Origin of the sequence: Aminobacter sp. HY435 (assembly GCF_027568395.1) — a bacterium.
In the GTDB taxonomy this organism is placed as follows: Bacteria; Pseudomonadota; Alphaproteobacteria; order Rhizobiales; family Rhizobiaceae; genus Aminobacter.
Genome location: NZ_JANKZL010000006.1, coordinates 146,319 through 166,605, shown reverse-complemented (window position 1 = coordinate 166,605; position 20,287 = coordinate 146,319). Strand labels below are relative to the sequence as shown.

18 protein-coding genes are annotated in these 20,287 nt (G+C 64.9%); 9 read left to right on the top strand and 9 right to left on the bottom strand.

Going from position 1 to position 20,287, the window contains the following annotated elements; all coding sequences use genetic code 11:
* The first annotated feature begins 66 nt into the window (after positions 1-66).
* The 6 genes from PCJ21_RS10115 to PCJ21_RS10090 all read left to right on the top strand — a co-directional run bounded on the left by PCJ21_RS10115 (position 67) and on the right by PCJ21_RS10090 (position 6,287).
* A complete protein-coding gene (locus PCJ21_RS10115) occupies positions 67-1,134 on the top strand; it encodes an ABC transporter substrate-binding protein (protein ID WP_442866001.1) in 1,068 nt (355 codons plus the stop codon).
* Between the two features lie 80 nt (positions 1,135-1,214).
* Positions 1,215-2,021: an HAD family hydrolase gene (locus PCJ21_RS10110; protein WP_269931271.1), complete on the top strand. Its 807-nt coding sequence runs from the start codon at positions 1,215-1,217 to the stop codon at positions 2,019-2,021.
* Complete coding sequence (locus tag PCJ21_RS10105) at positions 2,018-2,872, top strand: inositol monophosphatase family protein (RefSeq protein ID WP_269931270.1); 855 nt, start codon at positions 2,018-2,020, stop codon at positions 2,870-2,872. Before PCJ21_RS10110 ends, PCJ21_RS10105 begins: the two co-directional genes overlap by 4 nt.
* A 144-nt stretch (positions 2,873-3,016) precedes the next feature.
* A complete protein-coding gene (locus PCJ21_RS10100; protein ID WP_269931269.1) occupies positions 3,017-3,841 on the top strand; it encodes an inositol monophosphatase family protein in 825 nt (274 codons plus the stop codon).
* A gap of 41 nt (positions 3,842-3,882) precedes the next feature.
* Positions 3,883-4,527, top strand: coding sequence for a dual specificity protein phosphatase family protein (locus tag PCJ21_RS10095; protein WP_269931268.1), 645 nt, complete (start codon positions 3,883-3,885; stop codon positions 4,525-4,527).
* Between the two features lie 29 nt (positions 4,528-4,556).
* Positions 4,557-6,287, top strand: a complete 1,731-nt coding sequence (locus PCJ21_RS10090) for a metallophosphoesterase family protein (protein WP_269931267.1) — start codon at positions 4,557-4,559, stop codon at positions 6,285-6,287.
* Here the strand turns inward: PCJ21_RS10090 and PCJ21_RS10085 are convergent.
* Entirely contained in the window at positions 6,245-7,264 is a 1,020-nt protein-coding gene (locus PCJ21_RS10085; RefSeq protein WP_269931266.1) for a LacI family DNA-binding transcriptional regulator, read from the bottom strand. The two genes, PCJ21_RS10090 and PCJ21_RS10085, sit on opposite strands and share 43 nt — an antisense overlap.
* 141 nt (positions 7,265-7,405) lie before the next feature.
* The gene (locus PCJ21_RS10080) at positions 7,406-7,885 is read right to left on the bottom strand and encodes an NUDIX hydrolase (RefSeq protein ID WP_269931265.1); all 480 of its coding nucleotides are present in this window, start codon (positions 7,883-7,885) and stop codon (positions 7,406-7,408) included.
* Positions 7,886-8,084: 199 nt separating this feature from the next.
* Between PCJ21_RS10080 and PCJ21_RS10075 the strand changes: the two genes are divergently transcribed.
* The 3 genes from PCJ21_RS10075 (at position 8,085) to PCJ21_RS10065 (ending at position 12,666) form a co-directional block, all read left to right on the top strand.
* Positions 8,085-9,110, top strand: coding sequence for an ABC transporter substrate-binding protein (locus PCJ21_RS10075; protein ID WP_269931264.1), 1,026 nt, complete (start codon positions 8,085-8,087; stop codon positions 9,108-9,110).
* 3 nt (positions 9,111-9,113) lie between these two features.
* Positions 9,114-11,369, top strand: coding sequence for an ABC transporter permease (locus PCJ21_RS10070; RefSeq protein WP_269931263.1), 2,256 nt, complete (start codon positions 9,114-9,116; stop codon positions 11,367-11,369).
* Between the two features lie 220 nt (positions 11,370-11,589).
* Positions 11,590-12,666, top strand: coding sequence for an ABC transporter ATP-binding protein (locus PCJ21_RS10065; RefSeq protein WP_269931262.1), 1,077 nt, complete (start codon positions 11,590-11,592; stop codon positions 12,664-12,666).
* Positions 12,667-13,287: 621 nt separating this feature from the next.
* Here PCJ21_RS10065 and PCJ21_RS10060 read toward each other — a convergent pair.
* The 7 genes from PCJ21_RS10060 to PCJ21_RS10030 all read right to left on the bottom strand — a co-directional run bounded on the left by PCJ21_RS10060 (position 13,288) and on the right by PCJ21_RS10030 (position 20,232).
* Complete coding sequence (locus tag PCJ21_RS10060; protein ID WP_269931261.1) at positions 13,288-13,728, bottom strand: YqaA family protein; 441 nt, start codon at positions 13,726-13,728, stop codon at positions 13,288-13,290.
* Between the two features lie 17 nt (positions 13,729-13,745).
* Positions 13,746-14,144 carry a Cu(I)-responsive transcriptional regulator gene (gene cueR, locus PCJ21_RS10055; protein ID WP_269931260.1) on the bottom strand — a complete coding sequence of 133 codons (399 nt, stop codon included), beginning with the start codon at positions 14,142-14,144 and terminating at the stop codon, positions 13,746-13,748.
* A 170-nt stretch (positions 14,145-14,314) separates the two neighbouring features.
* Positions 14,315-15,799: a multicopper oxidase family protein gene (locus tag PCJ21_RS10050; RefSeq protein WP_269931259.1), complete on the bottom strand. Its 1,485-nt coding sequence runs from the start codon at positions 15,797-15,799 to the stop codon at positions 14,315-14,317.
* Between the two features lie 70 nt (positions 15,800-15,869).
* On the bottom strand, positions 15,870-16,304 hold the full coding sequence (locus PCJ21_RS10045) for a hypothetical protein (protein ID WP_269931258.1): 435 nt from the start codon (positions 16,302-16,304) through the stop codon (positions 15,870-15,872).
* A 40-nt stretch (positions 16,305-16,344) separates the two neighbouring features.
* On the bottom strand, positions 16,345-17,358 hold the full coding sequence (locus tag PCJ21_RS10040) for a 2Fe-2S iron-sulfur cluster-binding protein (RefSeq protein ID WP_269931257.1): 1,014 nt from the start codon (positions 17,356-17,358) through the stop codon (positions 16,345-16,347).
* A 2-nt stretch (positions 17,359-17,360) separates the two neighbouring features.
* Positions 17,361-17,624 carry a glutaredoxin family protein gene (locus tag PCJ21_RS10035; protein WP_269931256.1) on the bottom strand — a complete coding sequence of 88 codons (264 nt, stop codon included), beginning with the start codon at positions 17,622-17,624 and terminating at the stop codon, positions 17,361-17,363.
* 73 nt (positions 17,625-17,697) lie between these two features.
* Entirely contained in the window at positions 17,698-20,232 is a 2,535-nt protein-coding gene (locus PCJ21_RS10030; protein WP_269931255.1) for a heavy metal translocating P-type ATPase, read from the bottom strand.
* Between the last annotated feature and the right edge of the window lie 55 nt (positions 20,233-20,287).

Below are 20,287 nucleotides of genomic sequence, written 5' to 3'. Positions count from 1 at the left end.
GGAATGAGCAGCAAGACAAGCAGGGCATTGGCATCGACCGCACTTGCAGGAATGCTCGCGGCAGCGATGTTTGGCGTGGTTCCAGCGCGTTCCGAAACCTTCGACATCAACGCGTTGGTCGAGGCGGCGAAGAAGGAAGCGCCGATCAACATCTATGACAGCACCGGCAAGATCGTCGAAATGGCCGAGAACTTCACCAAGAAGTACGGCGTGCAGGCGACGGGCATCAAGGTTTCGGCAAGCGCGCAGCTCGAAATGATCGTGCGCGAGGGCCAGGCCAAGAACGTCAAGGGCGACGTGGTGCTGATCACCGACGCGCCGGCCGGTTTGGCGCAGCTTTTGCCGCAGAAGTTCGTCGAGAGCTATCTGCCGCCAGACATGGCCGACAAGATCCCGGCCAAGTTCCAGAACCCGTTGGCGATCACCACCAACGCCGCGGTCTGGGCCTACAACACCGAGGCCTACGACGCCTGCCCGGTGAAGAACATCTGGGAGCTCACCGACCCGAAGTGGAAGGGCAAGGTTGCCTTCTACGACCCGCTGTCGAAGGGCACCTATCCGGACTGGTTCAACCAGACGGCGACGCATAACGATGACAAGATGAAGGCCGCCTACAAGGCGCATTTCGGCAAGGACATCGAGGTCGGTGAAGACAGCGCGACGGCAGCCTGGGTCAAGGCCTTTGCCGGGAATTCACCGCTGCTGGCGGACGCCGACGATGCGATCGCGGAAGCGGTCGGCGCACCCGGCCAGAAGGAGCCTTTCTTCGGCCTGATGAGCTCGGCCAAGTTCCGCGATAACGCCGACAAGGGCTTCAAGCTCGGACTTTGCGAGGGGCTCGAGCCGTGGCCGGGCTGGACCTATGTCAAGCTCGGGCTGATCGCCACCGGCACCAAAAGCCCGAACGCGGCGAAGCTGTTCATCCACTACATCCTGACGGACGAAGGCATCGCGCCGCAGGTGAAAGACGGCAAGCTGCCGACCAACCCAGACATCGGCCTGCCTGCCGACGAGCCTTCCGGCATCGGCAAGGTGCTGGACAAGCTGCAGCAGTACGACGCCTCGACGGCACTCGAGGACTGGGATGCGCGCCAGGATTGGCAGGACCTCTGGCGCGTCGCCTACAAGAAATAGTTTCCCGGTGGGCTAGGGACGGGGCCTTTCTCCTTCGGCTCCGTCCCTCTTTTTCCCGGGATCGCAGTGGAGACGGATTGATGACGAAAACCTCTGGCCGAACGCTTCTGGCGCCCACGGCGCTGCTGCTCGATTTTGGCGGCGTGATCGTGTCGACAAAGCACCTGCCTGGCTGGCGCGAGCGCCTGGCGGGGCATGTCCGCGGGCTGATCGACGCGGCTGGTGTCGCGGCGCCGGAGCTTTCGGTCGAACAGATCACCGACGACATCAAGGCGGCGGGCATTGCCGACTCGCACTGGAAGAATGCGATGTCGCGGCCGCTGGCGCCGCGCGAATTGCGCCATGAGGAATTCTGGGGCGACTTCGTCGCCGGCGACTGGGCAAAACCAGCCCAGGATGTCGTTGTCGCCGAGGCTTACGACCTGTGCCGCAAGATGGGCAACTGGAAGAGCGAGCGCAGACTGCGCAATGGCATGCTCGACCTGCTCGACGCAGCGGATGGGGCCGGTATCCCCGTCGGCATCGTTTCCAACGCGCTGTGCGGCCAGGTCCATATCGACTTCCTCGACGCCCACGGGCTGACCGGCCGCTTCGCGGTGGCGATCCACAGCGACGAGGTCAAGGTGCGCAAGCCGAACCCGGAGATGATTTTCCAGGCGACGCGGGCGCTTGGCGTCGAGGCTGGAGCGGCATGGTATGTCGGCGACAATTTCGACCGCGACGTGCTGTGCGGCAAACGCGCCTGCATAGGCGGAAACATCCTGATGGAAGACAAGGGCACCTACGACCTGCCCTATGAACTGAAGCTCAAGCCCGACGCCATCGTTGCCGATCCGGTCGGGCTGCTGGCGCTTTTCGTCCAGGCAATGCGCGGGATCGCGGCATGAACAGGCTCGAGGAATCCAGGTACCTGCGCGGCGTCGCAGAGCAGGCTTCGCAGCTGATGCGCGAACCGCTGCTTGCGGCGTTCCGGTCGAACATGGCCGTCGACTACAAGGTCGACCTGCATGATGTGGTGACGAAGCACGACAAGGAGTCGGAGGTTGCGATCCGAGCCTTCATCCTCGGCGAAGTTCCCGATTCGACTGTGCTCGGCGAGGAAGACGGGACCAGCGGCGAGGGGCGGGTGAAATGGTATGTCGACCCGATCGACGGCACCTCGAATTTCGCCCGGGGGTTCGCGTTCTGGTGCGTGTCGGTGGGGGTGGTGATCGACGGCGAGATCGTAGCCGGCGCCGTCTACGACCCCGTCACCGGGATGCTGTTTTCTGCTGATCTTGCGGGCTCTTGGCTGAACGGCGAGCCCTTGCGCTCGCGCGCCATTGCAGACGAGCGCCATGCAACGCTGATCACCGGTTATCCGGTGGCGCGCGACCTGCGCCTCGACGGGCGCGCGCAGGCGCTGGAGAACCTTGGCGAGCTGGTGGAGACATTCTCGACCTTGCGCCGGCCGGGCAGCGGCGCGCTCAGCCTTTGCCACGTTGCGGCCGGCTGGGTGGACGCCTCCGCCGGATTTGGCAGCAACCCGTGGGACGTGGCCGCGGCGGTCCTCATCCTCAAGCAAGCCGGGGGGAGCTACCACCCGCTGACGCTCGGCAAGGTCAGCGCCGACACCCACGACTTCATCTGCCCGGGCTACGTTGCCTTGGGCGAGGGGGCCGACTATCCGACGCTGATGCGCGTCGCGCGGCGCATCTCCGACAGCCGCGATGCGGCTCGCGCGCGCGATGCGGCATGATGGATGGAACGCGTGTGCATCCGCATGAAATATCAGGAATGCGTCTGGTTCTGCGAAGTGCGGAAACATTATTTGACTTAAGACGTTGACGATTTTGCACACCTGTGCAATTTGAGGTCAACTTTTACCACAGGCGGCATTGAAATGACGGTTCATGCAACAGCAACCGAAGCCACACCTGATACCGGTCTCGACCGGCGTGCCGCTTTCTGCCGGGACATAGCGCGCTCGGCGGGCGCGGTGGCGCTCGACGGTTTCACCAACCGCGTGGCTGGTTTTGGCATGAAGGGGCCGCAGGACTTTCTGACGGAGACGGATGCCGCCGTGGAGCGGCATCTCAAGGCACGCATCGCCGAAGCATTCCCCGAGGATGGTTTCCTCGGCGAGGAGGGCGGTGGGGCGATCAAGTCGGATATCTGGGTCGTCGATCCGATCGACGGCACGGCGAATTTCGCCCGCGACATTCCGCACTTCTGCATTTCGATCGCCTTCGTCAGCAATGGCGAGACCGAGATCGGCGCGATCTACAACCCGGTGCTGGACGAGCTGTATTTCGCCCGCCGCGGGCACGGCGGCACCCGCAACGGCAAGCCATTGTCGGTCGCCAGGACAAGCGATTTCGATGCCGCCTGCGTCGAGTTCGGCTGGTCGAACCGCAAGTCGAACGAGCGCTATCTCGACGTGCTGTCCAGCATCCTCGAGCGCGGCGCCAATGTGCGGCGCGGCGCGTCGGGTGCGTTGGGCCTCGCCTATGTCGCCGATGGGCGCTCGGACGCCTATGCCGAGCTGCACATGCATGCCTGGGACTGTCTTGCGGGCCTGCTGCTGGTCAAGGAGGCGGGCGGCGTGGTTGCGCCATTCCTGTCGCTCGGCGGGCTTACCAAGGGCGGGGAGGTGCTGGCAGCCGCGCCCGGGGTGGCGCAGGGCATGAGCGAGGCGACCGGCATCGCGCTCGAACAGTCGCGCTGACCGGCCCTCGCATCCAATCTGAAAGAACAAGACCCATGGATATGAACAGCCCGCGATATGAGCGTCCGGCGCTCAGCCTGATCGAGCGCGACATCTCGGAATATGGCGTCGACATCTATGTCGGCGGAATGGATGGGGCGGGCGATCTCGCGCTGCTCAAGCAGAACAACATCACCACGGTGGTCAACTGCGCGGTCAATCTCGATTTCAACTACGCCACAGAGCGCTTTGGCGAGGGCGAAGATGCGGACGCCATCTATGGCGTCGGTGCGGTGCGCTACTACAAGCTCGGGCTGATCGATGGGCATGGCAATCCCGAGACGATGATGCTGTCGGGCTTTTACCTGCTGCGCGGCGCCTTCAGCCAGGAACTGCCGGACAAGAAGACCTATCGCCGGCGTGAGAAGGGCAATGTGCTGGTCAATTGCCGCGGCGGGCGCAGCCGCTCGGTGACGTTGGTCGCGCTGTTCCTGCATGTCGAGATGCCCGACAGGTTCCCGACGCTCGACGATGCGCTCAACCATGTCCGGACCAAGCGCGAGCTTCGCCCGGACGAGTGGCATGAGGCGCCGAAGCCGATGCTGATCGCCGCCGCGCGAAAGGCGGCGCAGTGGATCGCCATGATCGATCGCGGCCTGCCGCCTGATCAGGGCATTGCCGCCGGCGCGGTGGTTGCGGACGACTGACGGACTATTCGTAGACAAGCGAGAATGACATGAAGATTGCCGTCATCGCTGACCCGCATTTCCACGACATCAACAACCGGCAGGGCGTTGGCGTGGGCGATGGGGTGGCTGTCCGCACCCTTGCCGACACGGCGGCTTCGACGCGCGTCTTCAACGAGAGCTATCACACGACGCGCGCTCTGCTCGACGACATCGTCCGGAGGGGCATTTCGCTGGTCGTCGTTGCGGGCGATCTTACCGACGACGGACAGCAATCGACTATGGCGGCCGCGACGATCCTGTTTGCCGACTATTCCAGGCGTTTCGGCCTGCGCTTCGTCGCGACGCCGGGCAATCACGATCTATACGCCATCCACGGCCGCCACCAGAGCAAGCGCTTCCTGAATGCCGACGGTTCGCACACGCTGGTGAGCAGCGATCCGGCCGTCGAACAAGGGCAGTCTATCGAGCGCGTCATCTCCGCGGAGATGTATTGCGGCGGCTATGGGCAGGCCATTCCGGCGATGGCTGCATTCGGGTTCTTCAGGCGCGAGGCCGACCTGCACTGGGAAAGCCCGTTCGGAAGCGATGACAGGCTGGAGGCGCGGACGTTCGAGATCGTCTCTGCCGATGGTCGTACGACACGGCGCATGATCGACGCGTCCTTCCTGGTCGAGCCCGTGGAGGGACTGTGGCTGCTGTCGATCGACGCCAATGTGTTCGAGCCACGCAATGGCGATCTCGATCCGAGGCTGGAGAAAAGCTACCACGACAGCACCGACGCCGGCTGGAACTCGATGCTGCGCAACAAGGGCTTCGTGTTCGACTGGATGGCGGATGTCGCAAGGCGCGCGCGCGCGCAAGGCAAACAGCTGATCGCGTTTTCTCACTACCCGATCATCGATCCGCTCAACGGCACTTCGGTCGACGAGGCGCGGCTGCTCAACGACACGTCGTTCCTGCGCCGGACGCCCAATGCCGAAGTTTCGAGGGCCGCAGCGGCTACTGGCATCAAGATCCATTTCAGCGGCCACCTGCACATCAACGACACGGCGGTCTTTCGCGCCGGCGACGACGTCCTGGTCAACGTTGCGGTGCCTTCCATGGTCGGCTTCCCGCCTGCCTACAAGATTGTCGACGTCGAGCGCGAGCGCCTCGACATCGAGACCGTCACCATCTCCGATGTGCCCGGCCATGATGCGGCGTTTGCGCTTTATCGCGTCGAGGCGGCACGCGAGGGGATTTCGGCGGCTGTTACGGACGCTGCGAACCACGCCGACTTCCTCAGTCGCCATCTCTCCGACATGGTTCGCCACCGCTATCTGCCCAAGGAATGGCCGCAGGATCTGGCCGTGCTTGTGCCGCATCTCCAGCTTGGCGATCTCGATGCCTTTGCCGGCACTGCCCGGCCGCTGTCGGTTGCGGATGCGGCAGATCGAGTGAGCGTCGGGGGAAGGGGCCAGGCGGAAGCCGCATGGGCCGCACTGCCCTTCTTCGAGATGGTCGTCGACTGGTACCGGCTGCGCAAGGGCAGGGAAATCGCGCACGATTTCATCGCCCCCGAACGCATCGCCGCCTATCGCCTGCTCGCCCAGCGCTACGCTTTGGGTTCATGGCCGCAGGGCAGCCTGCAGGACCGCCTCGCCTCGTTCATGCGCATGATGGTGGACTGGCTCGACAGCCAACCCTCGCGCGACTTTTCCATCGACCTCGCCACCGGCGCGGTCGAGCGCAAGGATCACTTGGGCCGCACCGTGCGGCGCCAGACCGGAGCGGCATGAAAGCAGACCCTCCCGCCGCGCACGGCATCGGGGTTTTCGCTGTCGAGCAAGGTGGTGATGTGCTCGGCGATCTGGGCGATCGGCTGGCGGAAGGTCGTCAGCTGGTAGGACGACCAGCTCGCCTGCTCGATGTCGTCGAAGCCGACGACGCAGAGTTCTTCGGGCACGTTCATGCCAAACTCGACGCGCGCCGCGTCCATGAAACCACAGGCCAAAAGATCGGTCACGCAGAAGGCGGCCTCGGGCCGATCGGAGCCGCTCAGCAACAGCCGACCCGCCTCGAATCCCGCGCCATAACCGGTCGGCCCGGCACGGGTGATGGTGACGCCGAGGCCGGCTTCCTGCGCTGCCTGCTCGAAGCCGCGCTCACGCGCGACCAGGCTTGGCGTGCCCGCCTGCGACGAAACCACGGCAATGCGGCGGCAGCCGGCGCGATGCAGCATGTGGAAGGCTTCGCGGGCAGCGACGCCATTGTCGACGGTGATGCTTTCGGGACCGTCGAGATGATCGTCGCGATTGATCAGGATGACGTGCTGGCCGCTGTTGATGCAGGTGTTGATCAGCGACGTCGGAGGCGTGCCCGACAAGACGACGGTCGCGTTGGCGCGGTAGTTCAGGGTCTGGCGCAGGGCGGCTTCGACGCTGTCGCTGTCGCCGGAGGTGTTGATGACCATGGCGACGCGGTTGATCGCCTGCAGGCGCCGGGTGATCGCATCGAGCAGGCGGGAATGGTACGGCGTGTTGATGTCGGCGCCGATGAGGCAGACGATGCCGCTGTTTTCATGGATGAGGCTGCGGGCCAGGTGATTGACGTGGTAGCCGAGTCGCTCGGCCGCCTCGAGAACCTTCTTGCGGGTGGTCTCGGACACGCTGGCGCCATCGGTGAATGTCCGGGACACGGCTGAGCGGGAAACGCCGGCCAGTTCAGCGACCTGCTGGGCGCTGACGAATGACCTGCCCGGCTTCAGTTCGGACATTGCGGGCTCCATTTTGGCACTACCTGGACACGGCTATTGGCCGTTGCACAAATGTGCAAAGCCTGCATCGTGATACAATCGGAAACCGGCCTGCGCAATCCTGCGGCCGCGATCCTGGCGAACAGAAAAACGGGCTGCTGTTCAGGCCGCGGCGTCGACGTGCTGGGCGATGTCGGCCAGCTTCAGGTTGCGGATCAGCGTGGACAATTCGGGTTCGTCGATCAGGATCGCCGCATCGGCGGGGCGCAGCCAGGCGCGCTGGCGGGCACCTGCTTCCTGCCAGTCCTCGATCTCGTCGGTGACCTCGATGAGGAAGGCGGTGACCTCGACATGGACGAAGCTGGTCGAGAGGCGCTTCCAGTAGCAATAGCTTCCAGCCGGCCTTTTCAAGGCTTTGCCAATGACGCCGGCTTCTTCGCGGGCTTCAATGAGGGCTGCCTGGCGGGCGCTCTTGCCTTTCATCGGCCAGCCCTTGGGCACGATGAAACGGTGCGTGCCGCGCGACGTGACAAGCATGACCTCAAGCTCGCCGTCACCGTTCACCCGGAACGGAATGGCCGCGACCTGGGCGATGCGCTCGCCCTTGTTCGCCTTGCGGATGGTCTTCTTGTCCTTTGGCATTTTCGCCCAGCAGGTCCTTTCGATGCGGCGGTTTCCGAGGCTTTGCACTTAAGTAGCATCACCGCCGGTTCTGCGTCATGACAGCCAAGATAGTGACATGAACACGATTGCAAAATGCGTAAAAACAACTCACTCTGCAACAGGCCAAGGCGACAGAAGATCGTTAGACGGCGAAAAATAATTGGAGGAAACTGAAAACATGAAAACTGCCTATTTGCGTTCGGCCGCGCTGGCCGCTGTTTTGGTTGCCGGTGGTACGGCTGCGCAGGCCGAAAGCCTGACCCTGTATTGCGCTGCCGACGAGGCATGGTGCCAGCAGATCAAGACCGGCTTCGAGGAAAAGACCGGCATCACCGTCGACATGACGCGCAAGAGTTCGGGCGAGACCTATGCCCAGGTTCGCGCCGAGGCCGGAAATCCCAAGGGCGACGTCTGGTGGGGTGGCACGGGCGATCCGCACCTGCAGGCAGCGCAGGAAGGCCTGACCGAAGAATATGTCTCGCCGATGCGCGGCGAACTGCACGACTGGGCGATCAAGCAGGCGGAAGCCGCCGGCAACAAGACGATCGGCGTCTATTCCGGTGCGCTTGGCTTCGGCTACAACAAGGATCTGCTGGCCAAGAACGGGCTGCCGGAGCCGAAATGCTGGGCCGACCTGACGAAGCCCGAGTACAAGGGCCAGATCCAGATCGCCAATCCGAATTCGTCGGGCACCGCCTACACGACGCTGGCGACGATGGTGCAGCTGTTCGGCGAGGACAAGGGCTTCGACTACATGAAGGCCCTGCACAAGAACATCAACCAGTACACCAAGTCCGGCTCGGCGCCGATCAAGGCGGCGGGGCTGGGCGAGACCACCATCGGCATCGTCTTCATGCATGACGCGGTGGCGCAGTCGGCCGCAGGCTTCCCGATCGTGACGGTCGCTCCTTGCGAAGGCACCGGCTACGAGATCGGCTCGATGTCGCTGATCAAGGGCGCGCGCAATCCCGAAGCGGCGAAGAAGTTCTACGATTGGGCGCTGTCGGCGGAAATGCAGGGCAAGGCCAAGGAGGTGAAGTCGTTCCAGCTGCCGTCGAACAAGTCGGCTGCGGTGTCCGAGCTGACGCCCGACATGTCGACCATCAAGTTGATCGACTACGACTTCAAGAAGTACGGCTCGAGCGACGAGCGCAAGCGACTGCTTGGGAAATGGGATACGGACGTCTCGACGCTGCCGCAGTAATCCATGCGCTCCCGCGACTTTAGCGGCGGCCTGCATCCGGCCGTCATCCTCTGGATGGCGGTCGGTTTGCTGGGCTTTGCCGTGCTCCCCTGGTATGGCATCGAAGATGGGTTCTTCGGTTTTTCCTGGCTGTTCGAGGGCTACCCTCTCGACAGCGAGCTCGCGCCTGCGCTGATCCTCAATCTCAAGGGCGAAAAGCTTTGGCTTGCGCCGATGGGCTTGCTGCTCGTCGCCCCCCTGCTGCTGTGGGGGCGCCGAAAATCCGATCCGCTGTTCGGCAGGGTACTGGTTGGCGTCGGCGCGGCCGGCTTTGCCTGGCTGCTGTTCCAGGGCTTCGCCATCGGTCTGCGCGGCTGGCAGTTCGGCTGGCTGCAGGAGCTCTTCGGCGAGCTCGGCGACCGCCAGTTCGGCATGGGCTATGGCGCGCTTTTGGTCGGCCTTGCTTTCCTGTTTCTGTTTTCACTTGGCCTCGCGGCGCGGGGCGCCGTCGGCGGCGATGTCTTCGTCGTTTCGACCATCGCCTTCATCGTTGTCGCGGTCGGCCTGTTCATCTTCATGCCGATCCTGCAGATGCTGGCCAATGCGCTGGTGACTTCCGAGGGCACCTATTCCTTCAGCGTCTTTCTCGGCAAGCTGTTCAGCGCCCGGCTTTGGGGCCTTGACTGCCTGGCCGGCGGCAGCCGTTGCGGCGTCGCCTGGAACTCGCTTTTCCTGGCCGTGCTGGTCGGCGTGCTGACCACGGTTCTCGGGCTGGTGTTCGCGCTGATGGTGACGCGCACCGGCTTCCGCCATGGCAAGCTGCTGCGCGCGCTGACGGTGCTGCCGATCATCACGCCGCCCTTCGTCATCGGCCTTGCCATCATCCTGCTGTTCGGCCTGTCGGGCGCCATCAACCAGTCGGTTTCGGAATTGCTGGGCATCCAGCCGACGCGTTGGGTCTATGGCCTGCCGGGATTGCTCATCGCGCAATTGCTGGCCTTCACGCCGATTGCCTTCCTGGTGCTGATCGGTGTCGTCGAGGGCGTCAGCCCGTCGATGGAAGAAGCAGCCCAGACGCTGCGCGCCAACCGCTGGCAGACCTTCTGGACGGTGTCGCTGCCGCTGATGCGGCCGGGCCTCGCCAACGCGTTCCTGCTCGGCTTCATCGAAAGCATGGCCGATTTCGGCAATCCGCTGGTGCTGGGCGGCAATTTCGACGTGCTTTCGACCGAAATTTTCTTCGCCATCGTCGGTGCGCAGAACGACGAGGCACAAGCTGCGGTTCTTGCCATTGTGCTGCTGGCCTTCACGCTTGTGGCCTTTTATGCGCAGCGTTTCTGGCTCGGCAAGAAGTCCTACACGACGATGACCGGCAAGGGCGACGCGGGCGTGCACCCGCATCTGCCGACCGGCCTCAGGCGCGCCGTCTATAGCGTCGCCGGCTTCTGGGTGCTGTTCACCATCGTCGTCTATGCGACGATCTTTTACGGCAGCTTCGTCAAACTCTGGGGTGTCGATCACAGCCTGACCTTCAATCACTACATCAAGGCCTTCGCCGTCGGCTGGAACGAGTTCGGCATCCACTGGAAGGGCTCGGCGTGGAGCTCGTTCTGGACGACGATGATGATCGCGCTGATCTCGTCGCCGCTGACCGCAGCCATCGGCCTGCTCACCGCCTATCTTCTGGTGCGCCAGAACTTCGCCGGCAAGAACGCCTTCGAGTTCGGCACGATGCTGTCGTTCGCCATCCCCGGCACGGTCATCGGGGTGAGCTACGTCATCGCCTTCAACGTGCCGCCGATCGAGCTGACCGGGACGGGCATCATCCTCGTTTTGTCCTTCATCTTCCGCAACATGCCGGTCGGCGTGCGGGCAGGCGTGGCGTCGATGTCGCAGATCGACAAGAGCCTGGACGAGTCGTCGCTGACGCTGGGGGCAAACTCCTGGCAGACCTTCCGCAAGGTGGTGCTGCCGCTGCTCCGCCCGGCGATTGTGGCGGCGCTCGTCTATTCCTTCGTGCGCGCCATGACGGCGATCAGCGCCATCATCTTCCTGGTCAGCGCCCGCTACGACATGTCGACGAGCTATATCGTCGGCCGTGTCGAAAACAACGAATACGGCATCGCAATCGCCTATTCGGCGGTGCTGATCGGGGTCATGCTGGCGGTGGTGGGACTGATGCAGCTGCTTGTCGGCAGCCGCAAGATAGGACGGCGCGGACATGACCTGGCGCAATCGCGCACGAATGTGAGCCAGCCGGCATTTTCGGGAGGTGGCTGATGGGTGCTCTTCTGCCGTCGATTTGGGACTTCCTACCCCCACCCCTAACCCCTCCCCACAAGGGGGACGGGAGCTGCCGGCGCACAGCCTTGCTTCAATCAGCCAGGGGAGCGGGAAGACCGACCGCTGGAGCCAAGGCGCAAGAATCCCCCTCCCCCTTGCGGGGAGGGGCTAGGGGTAGGGGTACTGCGGGACGCAGACAGAAATCGAGGAGGCGCTGATGGCCGAGATCAAGAGCAACGCCGCTTCGGTGGAGTTTCGCGACGTCACCAAGGTCTACGGCAAGAGCCCGACGCCGGCGGTGAACAATGTCTCGATGTTCGTCGAGGCGGGCAAGCTCGTGACACTGCTCGGGCCATCCGGCTGCGGCAAGACCACGACGCTCAGGATGATTGCGGGCCTCGAGATGGCGACGCGCGGACAGATCCTGATCGGGGGGGCCGACGTCACGACACTGCCGGCGACGGACCGCGACGTTTCGATGGTGTTCCAGTCCTACGCGCTGTTTCCGCACATGACGGTCACTGAGAATGTCGAGTACGGGCTGAAGTTCTCGGGTTTTGCCAAGAAGGAGACAGCCGACCGGGCGCGGGCAGGGCTCGAGCTCGTCGGTCTTGGCGGCTATGGCAGCCGGCTGCCGAGCGAGCTGTCGGGCGGCCAGCAGCAACGTGTCGCCGTTGCCCGCGCGCTGGTGCTTGAGCCGCAGGTGCTTTTGTTCGACGAGCCGCTGTCCAATCTCGACGCCAAGCTGAGGCGCCGTGTGCGCGAGGAAATCCGCGACATCCAGACCAAGCTCGGGCTGACGGTGGTCTATGTCACCCACGACCAGGAGGAGGCGCTGGCCGTCTCCGACCGCATCATCGTGATGAACAACGCAGTCATCGCCCAGGACGGCACGCCGCGCGAACTCTACGACGCACCGGCGGACGCCTTCGTCGCCGACTTCATCGGCGAGGCCAACATCTTCGACTGCGAGATCGCGTCGGTCGAGGGCGGACTGGCAAGCGTGCGGCTGGGCGGCCTCGAAACGAAGCTCGATGCACGCGGCATGATGCCGGGGGCGGCAAAGCTTGCCGTGCGGCCCAGCCGCATCGAGATCAAGCCGGCTGGGGCGGCGGGTACGATTCCCGGGCGCCTCGACAAGGTGACCTATGTCGGCTCCGACCTCGAATTCATGGTCGGCACCGAGTTCGGCGAGGTCTTTGCGGTGTCGCCGGATGTCGATGCGCCGTTCGTGCCGGGGCAGGACGTCGGGATTGGGTTTGCCGCGCGCGGGCCGGTGCTGATCAGGGCGTGATCGGGATGCTTGGGCTGCCCCTCAACCCCTGCCGGACCTTCTCCCCGTAAGGACGGGGAGAAGGAGGCGGGCCGCAACGCTGACGCCTCCCTTACCCCGTCCTTACGGGGTAAGGGGCTGCCAGGTCGTGCGTCCTTCGACAAGCTCAGGATGAGGCGCGCTGGCGCCGCCGGCCTTCACATCGCGAAGTTTGAAGCCCGGTTTCCAAATGGCCAAGTTGCAAGAAGCTGCGATTGCGCCCACGGTCCTCATCCTGAGCTTGTCGAAGGACGCACGACCTAGCGGCCATCGAATGTGCGGGGCCATGTTCTGCACCGGCCGTGGCTCCATCGATGTCACGGCATGGATTCCCGACACTCTCCGCTCGTTTCACTCGCTCACGAGGTCGGGAATGACGGAGAGCTTAGGCCGTCCATCAGGAGAGCGCCGGGCCGGACGACGGCTCATTGGAAGGCGTCAAAAGTTGGAACAGGCGCGCCTCTACAGCTCGTCATTCTCGACCTCGTGAGCGAGTGAAACGAGCGGAGAGTGGCGGGAATCCATGCCGTGAAGGGTCGTGACTTGCTGGGCTCCTTGGCGGCGTTCCCAGCGGATAGTCGCTCGCGCGCCACCCGCAATCCCTCACGAAACAAACCCCTGCGCTGCCGCCGCCACCGCCAGATAGCGTGTCAGTTTGGCGATGCCGACCAGTGCCAGAAAGCTCCACAGCGGCTCTTTCAACGTGCCGGCGATGAGCGTCAGCGGGTCGCCGATGATGGGCACCCAGGACAACAGCAGCGACCAGCGGCCATAGCGCCGGTACCAGTTTTCCGCACGGGCGAGTGCAGCCGGGCCGACCGGGAACCAGCGCCGGTCCCTGAAGCGCTCGACCTGGCGGCCGAGCAGCCAGTTGACCAGCGAGCCCAGAACGTTGCCAAGGGTGGCAACCGCAATCAGCAGGGCAAGTGAATAGCCGCCGTTGATGACGAGCCCGGCAAGCAGGGCCTCGGACTGGGCGGGCAACAGCGTCGCGGCGGCGAAGGCCGCGACGAAGAGGCCGCCATAGGCGGCGAGGCTTGTCATGGGAAAGCGTTCGCCGGCTACTGGGTCTGCAAGCGGCCGGACAGGCCGTCGATGATCGGGCAGTCGGGCCGGTTGTCGCCATGGCAATTGTGCACGAGGTGGCGCAGCGTGTTGCGCAGCTCGGTCAGCTCGGCGAGCTTGCGGTCGATCTCGGCAAGCTTGGTCTCGGCGAGGGCCTTGACGTCAGCACTCTCGCGTTCCTTGTCGCCGTAGAGCGACAGCAGCTGGCGACATTCCTCGACCGAAAAGCCAAGGCTGCGCGAACGCTGCAGGAAGCGCAGGCGATGCACGTCGGACATGGAGTAGTCGCGATAGCCGTTGTCGGCGCGGTCGGGGCGCAACAGACCGATGTCTTCGTAGTAACGGATGGTCTTGGCCGGCAGGCCCGACTTTTCCGAAGCGGTACCAATGTTCATCTGTCACTCCTCGATCAACTTGAGTGTCATATAAAGCTTCCAGTAACTGGAAGTTCAAGGGGCTGGCGAAATCGTGATGCAGGCCGGTGCAGGAAGCGCCGGCCCGCTATTTGGCTGGTGCATGATCTTTTCCGAAAACCGGCTTTCACTTTTCGGGATCATGCTCGGGCTCAATCGTCATAGGCCATCGAGGTCATCATGCCGCCGGCCATGTGGTAGAGATGGTGGCAGTGCAGCGCCCATTTGCCGGCATTGTCAGCGTCGAAGGCGATGGTCACCATGCCCATCTCGGCCGGCACCAGCACCGTGTCGCGCATCGCGCCGGCGAAGCGCTTGCCGTTGACGGCCACGACCTGGAAGGAGTGGCCGTGCAGGTGCATCGGGTGCGACATGGTGGTGTGGTTCATGAAGGTGAGTTCGAAGCGATCGCCGCCTGTCACTGCCAGCGGCTTGTCCTGGCCGTGCATGGCGCCGTCGAGCGTCCAGGCATAGTTGGGGCCTTCGCCCAGCATCATGGTGTGCTGGCGCGTGACGGCCTTGTCGACCAGCGGGCTGGCCGCGCGCAGCTTCTGCTCTAGTTCGACGCCGACGGCGGCGAAGTCTTCGTCGGCCATGCCAGCGAGCTTGCCGACCGATGCGCCCTTGGCAGCGAGGACTATGCCCGTGCGCCTGCGGCCGCCTTCCTGCACCGCAAACACCGGCCAGGCCGAAGCCTCCTTCGGCAGTTCGAGCAGGATGTCGAGGCGCTGGGCCACGGCGAACTCGAAGCGCGTGCCCTGAACCGGCTCGACCGGCATGCCGTCGACCGCGATCAGCTTGCCGTGAAGCTTGCCGAGATCGAGCCACATGTTGGTCGAGGCGGCACCGTTGATGAGGCGCAGGCGGACACGGGCACCCGGCTCGACGGCGAACACTTCGGGGTCGTCGAGGGTGCGGTCGTTGGCAAGCAGGGCGTCGTACTGCACGTCCTGCAGGTGGGACATGCCGCCCATCTGCATGCCGCCCATTTGTCCGCCACCCATCGCCATGCCTGGCATGTTGTGGCCTTCATGGCCGCCGCTCGCTGCAGGCGCTGGCGCCATGGCGCTCATGTCATGGCCGCCGGCCTTGAGTTCGGCGAGGATTTCCTGCGGATCGCGGAAGGTGAAGTCGTGAAACAGCACCACCACCTCCTGCACGTCCTGGCCGGCCTCGGCCGGGTCGCGCACGATCAGCGGGGCTGCGAGCAGCAGCTGCTCCTGCAGGCCGAAATGCGAATGCATCCAGAAGGTGCCGGGACGGGCGACGGGGAAATCGTAGTCGTGGCTGCCGCCGTCGGGGATCGGATCCTGCGAGATGCCGGCGACGCCGTCCTGCTGCCATGGCGGGGTGAGGCCGTGCCAGTGGATGGCGGTCGGCTCGCCGATGAGGTTCTTCAGCCTGACGCGGAAGTTCTCGCCGGCGTTCATGACGAGGCCGGAGCTGCCGTCAGCCTGATGCAGGCCGAAGACATTGGCCGCCTTGCCCTTGACCTCGATGACGCGCTTGCCGGCCGTGATGACCTTGTGGCCTTCGGCGCGGGCCGGGCGCGCCGGCAGGAGAAGGGACGGGACGATGGCAGCCGAAAGCGTTGCCGCCGATGCCGCGAGGAAGCCGCGGCGTGAAAGGGTATTCATGTCATTGTCTCCAAAACTGATTGTCTCCCGGCGCGGAAAGGCCGTGGCGTACGCGTCGAGACGCGTCAGTTCAGGAGAGGGATGGAGGCCTGAGATGCGGCGAGGCAATCGCGCCGTAAAGCGGCTCGGTCCTGGCGGGAGCCGGCGAGAAGGTCGCCAGGTCGGGGAAGGCCGTCGGCAGCGGCAACGGCGCGCAATAGCTGCACGAGGCAAGACATTGCGCCAGGCAAGCCTTCCCGTCCTGCGAGAGGCCGCCACAGCAGGCAATGCCAGCCTTGGCGTGATGCGATATGGTGTGGACGGCGTGTGGCTCGTGCTGGCTGCCGGCCTGATGGGCGGATGCCGCCTGGCCGAGCGCGAGGAAGAACAGCAGTGCCAGCGGCAACATCAGCCGCAGGATCTTGAACGCCTTGGCCCTGCCGTCGTCCATAACGGCAACGCGCGCACGGACCTGCCCGGGCCTGGTGGCGCGGAGAGCTTTGGGCGTGTCTGTGATGTGACGCATCGAATGCATGTCCTATCAATGGGTACTCGACCTGTTCTGGTCAAGCGGCGTTGTCGTTGCTTTCCTCAGGCGTGAAGAAGACGTCGGCGTCGATGTCATCAGGCGGCACGCCAAGCCCGCCGAGAACGGCCATGGCAGCATCGACCATGGCCGGAGGGCCGGCGACATAGGCCTTGGCACCGGCGAGGTCGTGGTGATCCCCGGCCAGCGCGTCGGAGACGAAGCCACTGCGCCAGCCATCGGACGCGGTCTCCGACAGAACCGGAATGAATGTCAGGTTGGCGAACGTCTGTTCCAGCGCGCGGAAGTGCTCGACCAGATAGAGATCGCGCTCGGCGCGGGCGCCGAAATAAACACGGATCGGCTGGGTCATATCAGCATGCAGCGCCGTCTCGACGATGGACTTGATTGGCGCGAGGCCGCTGCCGCCGGCAATAGCGACGATCGGGCCGGCGTGCGCCTCGCGCAGATAGGCCGAGCCTGATGGGCCCTCGATCCTGACCTTGTCGCCGGTCGCAAGCGACGCATGGATGCGGCCGCTGGTGAGGCCACCGGGCACGGCCCTGACGTGCAACTCGACAAGCTCCTCGTCGGGCCGGTTGGCCATCGAATAGTTGCGGGCCAGCGCACCTGGCATGGTCAGCGACAGATACTGGCCCGCTGCGAAGGGGAAAGCCGCACGGTCGGCAAGGGCGAGGCGGATCGCAAGGATGTCGTGCGTCATGCGGTCGATGGCGACGACCTTTGCATCCTGTGCGAGGGCTGGCTCTGCGTCGAAAGTCTCGTCGAGCCATTCGACGGCGACGTCGTCGCTGGGCACCGCGCGGCAGGCGAGGATGAAGCCGTCGGCGCGCTCCTGTTCGGAGAGCGCAAAGGGCGAGTGCTTGCCCAGCTCGACGTGTCCGGAAATCAGGCGCGACTTGCAGGCGCCGCAGCGACCCGAGCGGCAGCTGTGAGGGTAGGCGATGCCGGCGTCGAGAGCCGCCTGCAGGATCGTCTTGCTATCGCCGACCTGGATGCGGCGGCCCGGTTGGGGCAGGGTCAGGTAGGTCATGGTCAGGCCGCCCTTGTCAGGTCGAGTAGCGCCTCGATCTCGGCGCGCTGGGTCGGGAAGGTGCCGAAGAAGACATGCTTGCCGTCGATGATGGTGATGGGCGCGACGCGGACGCCGGTGCGGCGCTTGGCCTCGTCGGCGATTGCCGGGTCGCGCAGGTCATGCTCGACGAAAGGCAGGTTCTGGGCGTTCAGCCAGCGCTTCAGCGCCAGGCAGTCGGGGCAGGTGGGCGTGGTATAGATCTCGATCCAGGGAGCGTGCGGCATGGTGGCCTCGCGTGATGAGGAGATTTGATGTCGAAGGCAGGAGCGGCCCGCCTGAGACGACGGGCCGGAAACGTCACTCGGCGGGCGCGAGCGACGGGGCGCCGGATGCGGCCGTCGCGCGGGCTGGAGCCTTGAAGCGCTTCAGCCGCATCGCATTGCCGAGCACGAACACGCTCGACATCGCCATCGCACCCGCCGCCAGCATCGGCGACAAAAGCGTGCCGCTGACCGGGTAGAGCACGCCCGCCGCGACCGGAATGAGGGCGGCGTTGTAGGCGAAGGCCCAGAACAGGTTCTGCCGGATGTTGGCGATGGTGGCCTTGGACAGCGCGATCGCGTTGGTGACGCCGAGCAGGTCACCCGACATCAGCACCACGTCGGCACTTTCGATGGCGACGTCGGTGCCGGTGCCGATGGCGATGCCGACCTCCGCCTCGGCCAAGGCTGGCGCGTCGTTGATGCCGTCGCCGACGAAGGCCACCGCGCGGCCGCCGGCACGCAGGCGCTTGATGGCGTCGACCTTGCCGTCGGGCAGCACTTCGGCGACGACCTCGTCGATCCCGAGCTGGGCGGCGATGGCTTCGGCGGTGCGGCGGTTGTCGCCGGTTATCATCGCGACCTTCAGGCCCATGTCGTGCAGGGCACGAATGGCCTGCGGCGTCGTCGGCTTGATCGGGTCGGAGACCGCGATGACTGCTGCCAGCTTGCCGTCGACCGCCGCATAGAGCGGGGTCTTGGCCTTCAGCCCCATGCGGACCGCCGTCTCGGCGAAGTCCTGCACCGAGATGCCGAGCTTGGCCATGTAGCGGTCAGCGCCGACGGCGACGTTGTGCGTGCCGACGCTGGCGCTGACACCGAAGCCGGGCACCGCCTCGAAGGAACCGACCTCGGCCAAAGCGAGACCTTCTTCCTTGGCAGCAGCTACGATTGCCGCGGCGACCGGGTGCTCGGACTGGGCCTCAACGGCTGCCACGAGCGCCAGCACCTTGGCCCGGTCAAAGCCTGTCGCGACGTCCAGGTCGGTCATGACGGGCCTGCCCGCAGTGAGGGTGCCGGTCTTGTCGAGCGCGACGACCTCGGTCGACTTCAGCGACTGCAGCGCCTCGCCGTTGCGGAACAGCACGCCGAGTTCGGCAGCGCGGCCGGTGCCGACCATGATCGAGGTCGGGGTGGCAAGGCCCATGGCACACGGGCAGGCGATGATCAGCACGGCAACGGCATTGACCAGCGCGAAGGTGGCAGCCGGTTCGGGCCCGAAGAGCAGCCAGACCAGGAAGGTCAGTGCGGCGGCTGCCATGACGGCAGGCACGAACCAGGACGTGACCTTGTCGACCATTGCCTGGATCGGCAGCTTGGAGCCCTGGGCTGTTTCGACCATGCGGATGATCTGGGCCAGCAGCGTGTCGGCACCAACCTTGGTGGCGCGGTAGGTGAAACTGCCGGTCTTGTTGATGGTGCCGCCGACGACCTCCGCGCCCTCGCCCTTGCTGACGGGAATGGGTTCGCCCGAGATCATGGATTCGTCGACGAAAGACGAGCCTGAAAGCACGATGCCGTCGACCGGAACCTTGTCGCCGGGGCGCACCTGGACGACATCGCCGGAGACCACCTCATCGAGCGGAACATCGACGAAGGTGCCGTTGCGCTCGACGCGTGCCGACTTGGCCTGCAGGCCCATCAGGCGCTTGATCGCCTCGGAGGTGCGGCCCTTGGCCTTGGCCTCGAGCACGCGGCCGAGCAGGATCAGCGTGACGATGACGGCCGACGCCTCGTAGTAGACGTTGGCCGTGCCCGCCGGCAGCACGCCGGGCGCGAAGGTGGCCACAACCGAATAGGCCCAGGCAGCGGTGGAGCCGAGCACGACCAGCGAGTTCATGTCGGGCGCAAGCCGCAGCAGCGCCGGCACGCCCTTCCTGTAGAAGCGCAGGCCGGGGCCGAACTGGACGATGGTCGCCAGCACGAAGAAGGCGAGGTAGAGCGTCTGATTGCTGATGTTCATCATCAGCCAGTGGTGCAGCGCCGGGATGGCATGCGAGCCCATCTCGAGCACGAAGATCGGCAGGGTGAGCGTGGCGGCGATGGCGAAGTCGCGCTTCAGGCGGGAGAATTCGCGGTTGCGTGCGTCCTCGCGGCTGTCGGCGACGGCAGCGGTTGCCTGCTCGACGCGACGCGGCTCGTAACCGGCCTTGCGGATAGCGGCGTCGATGGCCGAGCGCGCGGTGCCGCCCAGCGTCTCGATGGTGGCGCGCTCGGTGGCGAGATTGACCGAAGCGGACTTCACTCCGGGCACTGCAGCGATGGCCTTTTCGACACGGCGCACGCAGGAGGCGCAGGTCATGCCTTCGATCTCGACTTCGATCGTCTCGACCGGCACGTCGTAGCCGGCGTTGCGGATGGCCGCGATGACGCCGTCCGAGTTGATCTCGCCGCCGAAGCTCACGTCGGCGCTTTCGGTGGCGAGGTTGACGGCCGCCGCGGTCACGCCCGGTACCTTCGAGATGGCGACCTCGACGCGGCGCACGCAGGAAGCGCAGGTCATGCCTTCGATCGGGAAGCTTTGCCTTGTGGTGCCTGCCGGCGCAGCGGGCGGGGTGAATGGAGCGTTCATGGACATGGACCTCTATGTCATCAATTTCGAACAGAGGTCTAAGGCTTCCAGTGTT